Source organism: Hydrogenimonas sp. (genome assembly GCF_029933015.1).
GTDB lineage: Bacteria > Campylobacterota > Campylobacteria > Campylobacterales > Hydrogenimonadaceae > Hydrogenimonas.
Map to the genome: position 1 here is coordinate 1 of NZ_JAOZOZ010000037.1, position 14,006 is coordinate 14,006.

The window sequence follows — 14,006 nt, forward strand, 5'->3', positions numbered from 1 at the left end:
TCACTACTCACTACTCACTACTCACTACTCACTACTCACTACTCACTACTCACTATCCAGCATCGCTTTTTTTCAGTGCTGCAATCGCTCAAACCAATTACCGCGCAAAACACCGTACAAAACAATCCCTTTTTGAAGTGCCCAATTTTCTATTTCGAAACAAATTCGAACGATAGCTGCCATTTGTAATGATTATATTGCGGATGGGTTCTATGCATCGTAAAATTTGCATGGAGATATAAGCAAAGGGTGGTATAATAGTAGCTTTTGAAAACCAATATCACAACAACATCATAGGGGGACACATGATTTTTGAAGACGAAGAGGATATCTTTACGGGCGGATCGCCGAAAAAGAAATTTTTCGACATCGTCTACAACGCCAACCGCAACCTGGTCGAGAAAGAGCTCGAGAAGCTGGTTCTGCGTCTGTGCATCGTCGAGACGATGCTGGAGGAGAAGATCGGCGAAGAGGCGCTGGAGCACGAAGTGCGGCAGCAGTCGATGCTCCCTTCGGCGGAGCTCGAGGATTGTACGGCCAGCAAATATATCGAATTGACGGCGAATATCCTGACCCAGAATGAGTAGGATCGTAACGGCTCTTTTCCTGACGGCATCGCTCCTGCTCGGTGCGGGAGCGAAGGACCCGAACGATCAGTGGAGCCATTACGACACCTTCGCACTGAAAAAGGATCAGGTGCAGCATATCGAGATCCACGCCAACGAAAAGACGCACCGTCTGGCTTTCCGCTGGACGCTCTACGTCTCCGGCGGTCTCGTGATGCATGTGGTCTACGACGGACACAGGTATCAGCCGCTGCTTTATACCGACTACAAACGCGATGCGTTCCGGATCGATCTCTTTTCGAAACCCGACGACGCCTCGCCTTTGCAGTTGGAGACGCCTTTCGCCCTTCTGATCTTCAGAGCCTTCGATCCAAAGAGAAAAGAGGCGCACATCGATCTGAAGATCAAAAGCGACGAAGAGAGCGAAGTATTTTATGAAAAAGGGAAATAGAGACGATGCTTGACGCTGTCGAATCGATCATGAGAGAGTATATCGCCCAGCTGGAAAACGAAGAGATCGCCGAACTCTTCGAAGCCCTGCCGCACGGCAAACGTCTGCGTGCGAAGCTGGTGCTCAAAGTGGCGAAGGAGAACGAAAACGCCCCCAGACTGGCGGCGGTCATCGAAATGATCCATGCCGCCAGTCTGCTGCACGACGACGTGATCGACGATGCGACGACACGGCGCGGCGTCCCTTCGATGAACGCCACCGAAGGAAGCAAACAGGCGATCATGATGGGCGATATCCTCTACTCCAAAGGCTTCGAGGAGCTGACGGCGTTCGACAGAAAGATCGCCGCCACGGTGGCCCGGGCCGTTACGCAGCTGAGCATCGGCGAGCTGATGGACGTGCGTTTGGGCGAGCGTTTCAACCCCGACATCGACGCCTACATGCAGATGATCTATCAGAAGACGGCGGCGCTCATCGAGGCGACGGCGGCTTCCGCGGCGCTGCTGGCCGGACGGGACGAGAAGATCTACGGTATCTACGGCAAGAATCTCGGCATCGCTTTCCAGATCATCGACGACATACTCGACATCACGCAGACTTCCGAGCAGCTGGGCAAGCCGGCCATGCACGATTTCGAAGAGGGCAAGACGACGCTTCCGTACATCTACCTCTACGAAGCGCTGGACGAAAAGGGAAAAGAGCGGCTCGTCTCGCTGCATCGCAAAAAGCTGAACGACGAGGACAAGGCGTGGATCGTGGCGATGATGGAGGAGACGGGAGCCCTGCGCCGCGCCTATCTCTACGCCAAGGAGCTGGGAGACGAAGCGGTGGCCCTGATGGAGGGAGAGGGGGAGACCTCCCTGGCCGAAATCGTGACGGCGATGATCGAGAGGGAGTTCTGATGCAGTATGTCGTCGTAAGCTATTCACACAAAAATACCGACATCGTCGTGCGGGAGAAGCTCGCTTTTCCCGAAGAGGAGGAGAAGAGAAAGGCGCTTGAGGCGGTTCTGGCCGTCAAGGGTGTGAATGAAGCGATTCTGCTTTCGACATGCAACCGTGTCGAATTCATCGTCAGCACATCCAACCCTTCGGCGGCGCTCGATGTGATCTTCATGACGCTGCATCACCACAGCGGTCTTTCGGTGGAGGAGCTCGAAGGGAGGGCCGACGTCTACGAGGACGAGGGGGCCGTACACCATATCTTCGCCGTCGCGTCGTCGCTCGACTCGCTGGTCGTGGGGGAGACACAGATCGCCGGACAGCTGAAGGAGGCTTTCCGCTTCGCCTACGAAAACGGTTTCTGCTCCCAGAAACTGGCGCGCGTCATCCATTTCGCCTTCAAATGCGCCGCGGAGGTGCGCAACAGCACCGATATCTCCAAGAGCCCCGTCTCGGTGGCAGGGGCCGCCGTGAGCCAGGCCAAAGAGGTGATGGGCGGCAACCTGGGCGGTTTCACGGGACTCGTCGTAGGCGCCGGAGAGATGAGCCGCATCGTGGCCCAGCATCTGGTGGCCAGCGGCTGCAACGTCATCATCTTCAACCGCTCGATGGAGCGGGCGAGGGCGATCGCCGACGAAGTGGGAGAGCGTATCGACGTGGAGCCTTTCCACGCCCTTCCCGAGTACATCAACCGCTACCGTCTGCTCTTCACGGCCACGGGCGCGCCCCACGCCGTCATCACCGACGAAATGGTCCAGCCCGCCACTTTCGAACGGTACTGGTTCGACCTGGCCGTCCCCCGCGACATCGACATCATCAGTGACAAAACGGTCAACGTCTACGCCGTGGACGATCTGCAGGCGATCGTCGACACCAACCTCTCGATGCGCCAGGAGCAGGCCCGCAAAGCCTACGAAATCGTGGGACGATACACGATCGATTTTTTCAAGTGGCTTCAGTCGATGATGATCGACCCGCTCATCAAGGAGATCCGCCTCAAAGCCAAAGAGGCGGCTCTGGCCGAAGTGGAGCGTGCCGTCAAAAAGGGTTTCATCACGCCCGACTCGAAAGAGAACGTCGAACGCCTCGTACACAACGCCTTCAAGAAGTTCCTCCACGCGCCGACCGTGAAGCTGCGGGCCGTCGCCGACCAGCCCCGGGCCGACACGATCATCGAGGCGATAAAGTACATCTTCGAAACCGAAGCCGACGTGAGAATGGGCGACAAATACAAGTGCGAGTTCATCATGAAGGACGACATCAAATAAATGAAAAATGAAAAATTAACAATGAAAAATGTGGGTGGGTCGACGCCATGTCTCGGATAATTTTTTCATGAAAGGGAGCGGAAGCGACCTTCCTGAATTTTTCACTTTTCATTTTTAATTTTTCATTCAAAAAGGTTTACCGTGCGATTTTCCAAAATGCTTATTCCCACTCTCAAAGAGGCGCCCAAGGACGCGGTGCTTCCGAGCCATATCTATCTGGTCAGGGGCGGTTTCATCTATCAGGTGGCCAGCGGGATCTACGACTTTCTTCCCCTGGGCAAACGGGTGCTCGACAAGGTTCGGGCCATCGTCAAGGAGGAGCTCGATGATGCGGGGTGCCAGGAGGTGCAGCTGGGCTTCGTGACGCCGGCGGATCTGTGGAAGAAGAGCGGCCGTTACGAGAAATACGGGGCGGAGCTGCTGCGCTTCGAGGACAGAAAGGGCAACGAGTTCGTTCTGGGACCGACGCACGAAGAGATGATGGTGGAGCTGGCGAAGCAGTTCGTGAACAGCTACAAGCAGCTTCCGATGAACCTCTACCAGATCAACCTCAAGTTCCGCGACGAGGCGCGGCCGCGCTTTGGCCTGATGCGCGGGCGGGAATTCATCATGAAAGACGGCTACAGCTTCCATGCCGATCGTGAGGATATGGTGCGCGAGTTCGAGCTGATGGAGGCGACCTACCGGAAAATCTTCACACGGATGGGGCTCGATTTCAGGGTCGTGGAGGCCGACAGCGGCGCCATCGGCGGCGAAGGGAGCAAGGAGTTCATGGTGTTGGCCGACAGCGGCGAGGATACGATCGTCGTCTGTGAGGGGTGCGACTACGCCGCCAACATCGAAGCGGCCAAGCGCAGAAAACCCGAAACCGACGCGGAAGCGCCGGAAGCGGATCTGAACCGTTTCCACACACCCGGTATCACGACGATCGAGGATCTGGCGAAATTTTTCTACGTCGATCCCTGGTATCTCATCAAGGCCGTGGCCAAAAAGGCGCTTTACGACGAAGGAAAGAGCGAGATCGTTCTCTTTTTCCTGCGGGGCAGCGACGAGCTGCAGGAGGTCAAGGCCACCAACGCCGTCGGGGCCAACGAACTGGTCGACGCGACCGAAGAGGAGCTCGAAGCGGCAGGGCTGGTACCCGGCTACATGGGACCGGTAGAGCTGATCCGCAACGTCGGTGCCCTGGAAGGTACACCGCCGTTTCACGAGGAGAAGGCGCATCTGAATGTCCGTATGGTCTTCGACGAGGGGCTCAAAGACGCCAAAAACATGATCTGCGGTGCCAACGAGAAGGACTACCACCTCGTCGGGGTCGATCTGACGGTCCTGAAGGATCTGGAGTTCGCCGATCTGGCCCAGACGCAGGAGGGTGACGCCTGTATCCGGTGTGGCGGGAAGCTCGCCTACACCAAAGGGATCGAAGTGGGTCACATCTTTCAGCTTGGAACCCGCTATTCCGAGCCCCTCGGCGCCACGTTCCTCGACAGAGACGGCAAGGCCAAGCCCTTTGTCATGGGGACCTACGGCATCGGCGTCAGCCGTCTTCTGGCCGCCGTCATCGAACAGCACCACGACGAGAGAGGCTCCATCTGGCCCGTTTCCGTCGCCCCTTTCGAAGCGGTCGTGATCGTCGGAAACGTCAAGGACGAGGCGCAGAAGGAGGCGGGCGAGAAGATCTACGAGCGTCTTGCGGCAGAGGGCGTGGACGTACTTCTCGACGACAGGACGGAGCGATTCGGATTCAAGATGAAAGATTTCGAACTTATCGGCTTTCCCTACGCCGTCGTCGTCGGAAAGAAACTCTCCGACGGTCTCGTGGAGCTGGTCGACCGGCAGTCGCTCGAAAAGAGAGAGCTGCCCATCGACGAAGCCGTCACGCAACTTCTGGAAAAAGTGCGATGATCTACTTTCTGCTCTATCTTTTTCTGGAGATTCTCGTATCGGTCGAAATCTCTTCGGCCATCGGGCCTTTCTGGACCTTCGTCGAGGTGATCGTCAGCGCCATCGCCGGTTTGCTTCTGTTAACGAACTTCCGTTATACTTTTTTCGAAAACATGCGGGCGATGACGGAGGGGGACATCTCCGTCGAGAAGTTCCAGAACCAGAATATGGCGGCGCTCATCGGCGCGCTGCTTCTTATCGTTCCCGGTTTTCTGACCGACATCGTCGGTATTCTGCTGCAGTTTGGGGTATTTACCAATCTGCTGGCGACGAAACTGGCCAGAAAACAGCGGAAAAAGAGCCATGTAGATACCAATCCATTCCATGAAGGAGAAACCGATGTCATCGATGTTGAAATCATTGAGCATCATGATGATCGCAGGTAGCCTCGCGTTCGCGGGGGGAGACGGCGATGTCATAAACTATGTCAAAAGAAAACTTAGCAGAAATCCGCAGGTCGCCATCAACGACACCAGGATCGAAGACAAACTTCCGATTCCGGGTATCAAGGGTTGGTCGGCCTATGTGGTAGCCGTCGACATCAACCTGACACGGGGCAAAAAGACACGCCGCGTCAAATTCGAGGATATCCTTTTTGTCAGCAGCGATCTGATCACCTCCGAACTGGTCGACCGAAAGACGGGTCGGGATGTGCGGTCGATGATCCAGCCCAAAATGCCCAAAGATATATACAGCCAGGAGCATCTGCTTTACGGCAAGCCGGATGCGAAACACAAAATCGTCCTCTTTTCCGACCCTCTCTGTCCCTTCTGCCGCATGTCGGTACCCGATCTGATGAAGGCCGCCAGAGAGCATCCCGACGATATCGCGCTCTACTACTACCATCTGCCCCTGACGACGATCCATCCGGCATCCGAAACCCTGGTGCGCGTCATGCTGCTGGCCCAGAAAGAGGGGAAAATGGATATCGTCGAAAAGATGTACCAGATCTCTGTCGACCCCGATCTCAAGGATGAAAAGAAGATCCTGGAGATCGTGAAGAAGGAGACCGGATACAGTGTGACACCCGAACAGCTTCATCAGCAGTGGATCGACAAGCGTCTCGGGCGTGACCGTCTGACCTCCCGAAAACTGCTCGTGACGGGCACTCCGACCGTTTTCGCGGACGGCAAAAAAGACGTAACCCGCGAAAAATACAAATCTTTCATAAAAAAGAAGTAGAGAATGGATAAACTGATTATTGCGACCCGCGGAAGCCAGCTTGCGATGTGGCAGGCGGAATATGTGAAAGACCAGCTTCAGAAGAGATTTCCAGACATGGCCATCGAGTTTGCCGTCATTACGGCCACCGGCGACAAGATCCTGGACAAACCCCTGGCGCTCATCGGCGGCAAGGGACTCTTTACCAAAGAGATCGAGGATGTGATGCTGGCGGGCAAAGCCCATATGGCGGTTCACAGTCTCAAGGACGTGCCGACGGAGCTGCCCGAAGGGCTGCGTCTGGCCGCCATCACGAAGCGTGACGATATCCGAGACTGTTTCCTCTCCCACAAATACAGAAACCTCGACGATCTGCCCCACGGCGCCGTGGTCGGTACGACGAGTCTGCGTCGCCAGATGCAGCTGCGCAGCATTCGCCCCGATCTCACGATCAGGAATCTCCGGGGCAATGTCAACACACGTCTGCGGAAACTGGCGGAAGGGCAGTACGACGCCATCATTCTCGCCTATGTCGGGATGAAGCGCCTCGGACTGCTCGAGAGCGTTCCCTACCACGAGCCCATCAGCGACGACGTGATGATTCCTCCCTCGGGTCAGGCTTCGCTGGGGATCGAGATCGTCGACGATCCCGAGGTCGCCGCCATCGCCGAGACACTCAACGATCCCGATTCGCAGCTGGCCGCTAAGATCGAGCGCGACTTCGTCGCCCGGCTGGAGGGAAGCTGTCAGGTGCCCATCGCAGTCAACGCGAAAGTGGGGAAAGAGAGTGTGCTGGGACGGGCCATGGTGGGACTGCCCGACGGTACGGAGATACTGCAGGAGACGCTGGAAGTGCCGAAGTCCGAAGCGCAAACCCTCGGTATCCGCATGGCCGACATCATGATAGAAAACGGCGCCAAAGAGCTTCTGGCCCGCGCCGAAGCGATGGCTTTCAAAGAGGAGCGCTGCGAGCGCTTCTGAAAAACCGGTTTCCTTCCGGTTTTTCTCATTTTAGGAAACTTCACCGGCCAACAGGCTGTCGATCAACGCATTGAGGCGTGTCACGTGCTTCTTTTTCCCTTCGGTCTTCTCCAGACACATTTTGCAGACGGTGTTCAGATCCCTGGCGTATTGGACCGACTGCCGCTTTTTCAGCAGTCTGAACCTTCTTTTGCATGTCGAGGGATAGGTGGGGTGGCACAGCGGCGCATCGGGTGATGCATCTGTGATAAACCATTCGTGGATGTGGTACATGTCGATCCTTCCGCTTCTGTTTCAAGATGGGCTCTATAAACGCTTCGATCGCCAAAATCCCTCTCGTTTCCGTCTTCATTGGATTTGAGAGAGACACTCCACTATATCCGATATCTCCGCCCGGCAGGTTGATTTCTGTCAATTTTTATGAAAATCTCTCTTTCTTTGTCCAACTCGTCCAACGTGACCTCGAAAAGAGTACAGCAGTATAAACAGTCGAACAAAACGATGTTTTACGAACATTACAAAAATCCTGGGACTCCTTATCGAACTGATACGGCGCAACGAAAGGGTACACGAGATGAACGCGCTGCTTATGGGAACTTTCGGCGACGAGATGGATTGAGCGAAGGTTTTCGAAATCTAAATAAAAGGAAAGCTATAATAGAACAATCCGTTGAAAATCTGCCGAAAGGAATCTCCATGCGCCCGAAACCTCTGAATTTCGAAACGATCGATCATCGCTGCGACGCAGGTCTCTTTACCTTCGAGACCACGAAAGAGATCGAGGGGGAGTTCGCCCCCCTGGGCCAGGAGAGAGCCGTCCGCTCTTTGGGGTTCGAACCCGTCTCCGCCGCGAACCGTTACAACGTCTATGTCATGGGTCCGGCCGGCCTGGGGAAACACGAGATCGTGGAAAAGATTCTGCGCCAGAGGGCCCGCTCGAAAGAGACGCCCCGTGATATCTGCTACGTCAACAATTTCGCCGAGCCCAACAAACCCCTCGCCATCGAACTCGACGCGGGTCTGGCCAAAACGTTCAAGGAGGATGTCGACAAGCTCGTCGAAACACTGAAAAACGCCATTCCCGCCGCCTTCGAGAGCGACGCCTACCATGCACAGCGCAAAATGATCGACGACACTTTCAAAGCCAAAAGCGAAGAGGTCTACGGGCAAATCGAAGAGGAGGCCAAAAAGATGGGTATGGCGATGGTCAGAACCCCCGGGGGGATCGTCTTCGTTCCCCGAAAGGAGAACGGGGAGCTGATGAGCCCCAAAGAGTTCCATGCCCTTCCCCAGGAGATCCGCGACGAGATGGAGAAACGGGTGGACCTGCTCAACGAACATCTCAACGAAGCGACGCGTACGCTGATGCTTTTTCGCAAGGAGCTCTTCGAAAAGATCAAAAAGCTAAACATCGAAACGACGAAAATGGTGGCGGGAGATATGATCGACGCGCTCAAGGAGGCCTACAAAAAATATGACAAGGTCCAGAGCTATCTGGAGGCTTTCGAAAAGGATGTCGTGGAGAATGTGGAGGATTTTCTCTTCAAGGAGGAGCAGGCGGGGGCGGTACCCATGGCGTTCACGGCACTTTTCAGACCCTCCTTCAGACGGTACGAGGTCAATATCCTCGTAAGCCACGGCGAAGGGGAGAGTGCACCCGTCGTCTACGAGGACAATCCCACCTACGAGAACATCGTGGGACGAATCGAACATATCGCACAGATGGGTACACTGATCACCGACTTCACACTGATACGACCCGGCGCTCTGCATCGGGCGAGGGGCGGCTATCTGATCCTCGATGCACGGAAAGTGCTGATCGAGCCTTTCGCCTGGGAGTCGCTGAAAAGAGCGCTGATGTCGGAGGAGATCAAGATCGTTCCCAAAGAGCGGATGATCGGTCTCATCAGTACACTGACACTGGAGCCCGAGCCCGTCTCTTTCGATATCAAGGTGGTTCTGGTGGGCAGCCGTCTGCTCTACTATCTGCTCTACAATCTCGACAGCGACTTCAAGGGGCTTTTCAACATCAACGCCGATTTCAACGAAATCTACGAAAAGGATGAAAAGACGCTGCATCTCTACGCTTCGCTGATCGCCTCGATCGCGAAAAAAGGCGGACTGCTGCCGCTTTCCAAAAGCGGGGTGGCACGGACCATCGACTTCAGTTCCCGTCTGGCCGAAGATTCGACGAAACTCTCTTTGGAGATCATGAAGATCAAAACCATGATGGAACAGGCGGACTTTTTCGCCCGTGAGAGGGGTCGTGACGTCATAGAGGATACCGATGTCGAAAGAGCGATCGCGGAGATGGAGTATCGCAGCGGCCGGATCCGGGAGAGAATGCTCGAAGAGTTCGAACGCGGAATCGTCAAGATCGATACGGAGGGAAAACGGATCGGTCAGATCAACGGACTCAGCGTCATCGATCTGGGCGACATCGTCTTCGGCAAACCGGTGAGGATCACGGCGGTGGCGCGTGTGGGCAAAGGGAAGGTGATCGATATCGAGAAGGAGTCGGAGCTGGGTGGAAAGATCTTTTCCAAAAGCGTCATGATCATCTCCGGCTTTCTCAAAGGCCGCTACATGCCCGACAAACCTCTGACGCTGACGGCATCGCTGGTCTTCGAGCAGAGCTACAGCGGAGTCGAAGGAGACAGCGCTTCGCTGGCCGAAACCTGTGCACTGCTTTCGGCGATCGCCCAGGTCCCGATCAAGCAGAACATCGCCATCACCGGATCGATGAGTCAGAAGGGCGATGCCCAGGCGATCGGGGGTGTCAACGAAAAGATCGAAGGGTTTTTCGATATCTGCCGACTCAAAGGTCTCACGGGCGATCAGGGCGTCGTCATTCCACGATCCAACATCGACCATCTGATGCTCAAAAAAGAGGTCCTCGAAGCGATCGAAGGGGGAAAGTTCCACCTCTACGCCGTCGACGATATCGACGAAGCGATCGAAATCTACACCGACATGAAAGCGGGAAAACGGGGCAAAAACGGCAAATTTCCGAAAGACTCCTTCAATTATCTCGTCGAAGAGAAACTCGTGGAGTTCGTCAAAAACGCCAAAGTGCTTTTCAAAGAGAGCGAAACTTCCGAAACGAAAAAGGGGTGATCACACTTTTTTGCGTATCGGCACGATGACGCCGATACGTGTTATGTGCTCCTTTTAATCATTGATTGTATAGAATAATCTGAAAAAAATCCCAAGAAGAAGGAATCCGATGGCGACGATGGACGAGTGGCTGGAGAGATTGGAAAGAGAGGGGAATCTGAGAATCGTCGAAGAGCCGTGCGACGTGAATCTCGAGATCGCCCACGCGGCCTACGTGGAGGTGAAGAAGCCCGATTCGAAGGTGCTGCTCTTCAAACGGCCGGTGAACCGGGAGAAGGGGATCGAGTACGAGATGCCGGTGGTGATGAACATGTTCGCCGGCTTCGACGTGACCGAAAAGATTTTCGGCCGCCATCCCGACACCATCGCCGAAGAGATCGAGGCGCTGATGCACATGAAACCGCCCCGGGGATTCATGGAGAAACTCTCGCTGCTGCCCAAACTCTTCGCGCTCAAAAACGTCTTCCCCAAACGACTGAAACAAAAAGGCCTCTGCCAGCAGATCGTCAAGACCGCTTCCCAGGTCGATCTGGACGAGCTTCCGATCCTGAAAACCTGGAGCGAGGACGGCGGCCCCTTCATCACGATGGGACAGGTCTACACCCGCTCTCTGGACGGCCAGATGCAGAATCTGGGGATGTACCGGCTGCAGCAGTACTCCAAAAACCGTCTGGGGATGCACTGGCAGATCCACAAGGACGCCAGCCACTTCTTCGACCAGTACAAAGAGGCGGGGAAAAAGATGCCCGTCACCGTCGCCATCGGAGGCGATCCGCTCTACATCTGGTGCGGCCAGGCACCGCTGCCCTACGGGATCTTCGAGCTGCTTCTCTACGGTTTCGTGCGGGGTGAACCGGCGCGGCTGGTCAAGTCGATCACCAACGACATCTGGATTCCCGAAGATGCCGACATCGTCATCGAAGGGGAGGTGGATCCGAACGAGATGGTCATCGAAGGCCCTTTCGGCGACCATACCGGCTACTATACCCTCAAAGAGCCCTATCCGGTCATGGATGTGACGGCGGTCACGATGAAGGAGAATCCGGTCTATCAGGCGACGGTGGTGGGCAAGCCGCCCCTGGAGGACAAATATATGGGGTGGGGGACCGAGCGGATCTTCCTGCCGCTGCTCAAAACCACGGCCCCCGATCTCATCGACTACCACATGCCCGAAAACGGGGTCTTCCACAATCTGATCCTGGCGAAGATGGAGACCCACTACAAAGGGCACGCCAAGCAGTTCATGCACGCGTTCTGGGGAGTGGGGCAGATGAGTTTCGTCAAGCACGCCATATTCATGGGAAAGGACGCGCCGGAACTGACCGATTACGAGCTGGTCACCGACTATATTCTCAACCGGGTCGATCCCGCCAAAATCCTGATCACCGAAGGGATCGTCGACGCGCTGGACCACAGCAGTCCCGAGACGCTGGTGGGAGGCAAGCTGGGCCTCGACTGTACGGGGGATGAGGTCCCTCACGGCGTCGAGGAGCCTCTGGATGATGGAAGATTGCTGGAGGCGATGCGGCTCATCGACAGCGATGTGAAATCCGTGAAACAGTATGGAACCCATACGAAAAATCCGGTCTGTGTCGTCGCCTACGAAAAGAGGCGGTGCGTGCAGGAGTTTTTCGACGATATCGAGGGGCTAAAACGGCATCTGAAGATCGTCGTGGTGGTCGATGCGGCACGCAACGACGTGGAAAATCCCTACATGCTGGTCTGGCGCGTGGCCAACAACATCGACGCCCTGCGCGACGTCCGCAAAGCTCCTTTCATCATGCTCGACGCCACCGACAAGAACGCCCTCGACGGTTACGAAAGGGAGTGGCCGGGTGACGTGATGTGTGACATGAAGGTTCTCGAAAGTCTGAAGGAGAGAGGGATCGTCGATTTCGACGACGATCTGGTCAAGCGCTTCTACCTCTGAGCCGCCGGGCCGGTATCGACGGTTCCGATCCAGCGGAGGATATCGGTGACGATCGCATCGGCCGCTCGGTTGAAGGCTTCGACGCCTCCTTTCGCGTCCTCGCTGCCGGCCGGAACCGAAGTTTCGAAGAGTCTGGCGGCGAGACTCTCTCTGGAGCGGTGGTCCAGAAGCGTGGCCATGCAGGAGAGTCGTACTTTCGACGGTTTGCCGTCGGTGAAATCCTGGATCGCTTCGAGTATGGCGATCTCCAGCCTGTAGTGGGCTCTGACGCCGCTGACCTTTCCGACGACCGTCCGGGCGACGTGGGCTTTTTTAAAGGCGTAGAGGAGTTTGTTCTCCAGCATCGTGGCGGGCGTTTCGTACCAGCGGCTGAAGGCGTAGGGCTGTCTGCGATGGTCTGCGTCCAGGTAGTAGATGCCTGAACTCTCACTCAGGCGGGTAGGATGGACCATGACGATCTCCAGCGTATCGAAGCGGGGAGTGGGAAAAACGAGCGCTTCGAGATTCGGGGTGTGGGTCTCGATCGAATAGTAGCGGATCGGCGGTACCTTTTTGGTGGCGCATCCTCCCAGAGCTGCGATCATCAGGGCTGTGAGCGCCCATCCTGTCGTCGTTTTCAGCAATCTTCGTTTTTTCATCGTTTTTCTCCCGGTCCCAGCAGCGGTTCGGACTCTTTGAAAAAGAGATCCCGCGGGCTGTTTTTGAACATCTGCGAATTCTCCTGAAGCTCATAGACCAGAGACTGGGCCGAGCGCAGCAGCCGGTCGGTCTCGGCCAGCGTGTCGTGGAGTATCAGGCGCATATCCAGATCCCCCGCTTCGATTCTCTCTTTCAGCAGAGCGCTGAGCTCTTTGACGGCGTCGGCACTCTCGACAATGGAAGCCATCGTCCGGTTTCCCTCCACGCGAAGATTGTCTGCCGCGAGTCTGACGGCATCGCTCGTTTCGTAGAGACTCTGGAGTCTGTCGGAGGCTTTCGCGAGATTGGAGAGGAGTGTCTGGATGTGCTCCGCGTTTTGGTCGCTCATGATTTTTTCGAGCCGCCGGGTGGAGGCGTCGAGATTCGCGATGGTTTCTCGGATATGGTCGATCGTTTCGTCGGTCAGTGTTTTGTTGATGCGGTCGAAGGCTTCGGCGACGTTGATGGCCACTTCGGGGAGGGCGTCGCCCAGTTTGGTCAGAGCCGAGGGTTTCGAGGGGATGACCGGTACCTTGCCCGGTTCGGTTTCGATCGGTTTGGCGCCGATCTTCCCACCGGAGATCTCGACGTAGGCGATACCGGTGATCCCTTCGAGTTTGAGCTGGGTATACATGCCCCGGCGGACGATGAAATCGGCCGGGATCCTGAGTGTCAGCCGGACCCGTGTGGGGTCTTTGGAATCGACGTAGATATTTTTGACTTTGCCGATCTCGACCCCCATATATTTGACGGCCCCATCCTTCGGAAGGCCCGAGACGGACTCCATCATATAGGTGTAGTAGATCTTGTAGCTTCTCTTCTTTTCGTCGATTTTCCCCATCCAGAGCGCGAAAAAGACGGCCCCCGCACTCAGCAGCAGCACGAAGAGACCGACGATGACGTAGTTGGCCCGACTTTCCATTTAAGACTCCTCATACGCCAAAGGAGCAAAGCCCCTTTGGCTACGAT

At 55.9% G+C, this 14,006-nt stretch carries 13 protein-coding genes; 10 read left to right on the forward strand and 3 right to left on the reverse strand.

The genetic code is table 11. From position 1 onward, the window contains the following. The first annotated feature begins 305 nt into the window (after positions 1-305). The 8 genes from Q1K23_RS04180 to hemC all read left to right on the forward strand — a co-directional run bounded on the left by Q1K23_RS04180 (position 306) and on the right by hemC (position 7,312). Positions 306-587 carry a DUF2018 family protein gene (locus tag Q1K23_RS04180; RefSeq protein ID WP_300362707.1) on the forward strand — a complete coding sequence of 94 codons (282 nt, stop codon included), beginning with the start codon at positions 306-308 and terminating at the stop codon, positions 585-587. Continuing rightward, complete coding sequence (locus Q1K23_RS04185) at positions 580-1,017, forward strand: hypothetical protein (RefSeq protein WP_300362708.1); 438 nt, start codon at positions 580-582, stop codon at positions 1,015-1,017. Before Q1K23_RS04180 ends, Q1K23_RS04185 begins: the two co-directional genes overlap by 8 nt. Positions 1,018-1,022: 5 nt before the next feature. Continuing rightward, the gene (locus Q1K23_RS04190; protein WP_300362710.1) at positions 1,023-1,919 is read left to right on the forward strand and encodes a polyprenyl synthetase family protein; all 897 of its coding nucleotides are present in this window, start codon (positions 1,023-1,025) and stop codon (positions 1,917-1,919) included. Continuing rightward, the gene (hemA, locus tag Q1K23_RS04195) at positions 1,919-3,226 is read left to right on the forward strand and encodes a glutamyl-tRNA reductase (protein ID WP_300362712.1); all 1,308 of its coding nucleotides are present in this window, start codon (positions 1,919-1,921) and stop codon (positions 3,224-3,226) included. Before Q1K23_RS04190 ends, hemA begins: the two co-directional genes overlap by 1 nt. Positions 3,227-3,367: 141 nt before the next feature. Continuing rightward, positions 3,368-5,131 (forward strand): proline--tRNA ligase, encoded by a 1,764-nt coding sequence (locus Q1K23_RS04200; RefSeq protein ID WP_300362713.1) that lies wholly within the window; start codon positions 3,368-3,370, stop codon positions 5,129-5,131. After that, positions 5,128-5,556, forward strand: coding sequence for an FxsA family protein (locus Q1K23_RS04205; protein WP_300362714.1), 429 nt, complete (start codon positions 5,128-5,130; stop codon positions 5,554-5,556). Before Q1K23_RS04200 ends, Q1K23_RS04205 begins: the two co-directional genes overlap by 4 nt. Then, positions 5,510-6,352: a thioredoxin domain-containing protein gene (locus Q1K23_RS04210; RefSeq protein ID WP_300362715.1), complete on the forward strand. Its 843-nt coding sequence runs from the start codon at positions 5,510-5,512 to the stop codon at positions 6,350-6,352. The genes Q1K23_RS04205 and Q1K23_RS04210 overlap by 47 nt, the downstream gene beginning before the upstream one ends. 3 nt (positions 6,353-6,355) lie before the next feature. Next, positions 6,356-7,312, forward strand: coding sequence for a hydroxymethylbilane synthase (hemC, locus tag Q1K23_RS04215; protein WP_300362716.1), 957 nt, complete (start codon positions 6,356-6,358; stop codon positions 7,310-7,312). A 30-nt stretch (positions 7,313-7,342) separates the two neighbouring features. On the opposite strand, the gene Q1K23_RS04220 is transcribed toward hemC, so the two are convergent. Further along, positions 7,343-7,585 (reverse strand): hypothetical protein, encoded by a 243-nt coding sequence (locus tag Q1K23_RS04220; RefSeq protein WP_300362717.1) that lies wholly within the window; start codon positions 7,583-7,585, stop codon positions 7,343-7,345. Positions 7,586-8,008: 423 nt separating this feature from the next. On the opposite strand from Q1K23_RS04220, the gene Q1K23_RS04225 reads away from it, so the two are divergent. After that, positions 8,009-10,429 (forward strand): ATP-binding protein, encoded by a 2,421-nt coding sequence (locus Q1K23_RS04225; protein ID WP_300362719.1) that lies wholly within the window; start codon positions 8,009-8,011, stop codon positions 10,427-10,429. 118 nt (positions 10,430-10,547) lie between these two features. Beyond that, a complete protein-coding gene (locus Q1K23_RS04230; RefSeq protein ID WP_300362723.1) occupies positions 10,548-12,359 on the forward strand; it encodes a menaquinone biosynthesis decarboxylase in 1,812 nt (603 codons plus the stop codon). On the opposite strand, the gene Q1K23_RS04235 is transcribed toward Q1K23_RS04230, so the two are convergent. Together Q1K23_RS04235 and Q1K23_RS04240 are read right to left on the reverse strand one after the other, a co-directional pair. Next, on the reverse strand, positions 12,350-12,997 hold the full coding sequence (locus Q1K23_RS04235) for an ABC-type transport auxiliary lipoprotein family protein (RefSeq protein ID WP_300362721.1): 648 nt from the start codon (positions 12,995-12,997) through the stop codon (positions 12,350-12,352). The genes Q1K23_RS04230 and Q1K23_RS04235 overlap by 10 nt on opposite strands. After that, positions 12,994-13,959 (reverse strand): MlaD family protein, encoded by a 966-nt coding sequence (locus tag Q1K23_RS04240; protein ID WP_300362722.1) that lies wholly within the window; start codon positions 13,957-13,959, stop codon positions 12,994-12,996. The genes Q1K23_RS04235 and Q1K23_RS04240 overlap by 4 nt, the downstream gene beginning before the upstream one ends. Positions 13,960-14,006 lie beyond the last annotated feature (47 nt).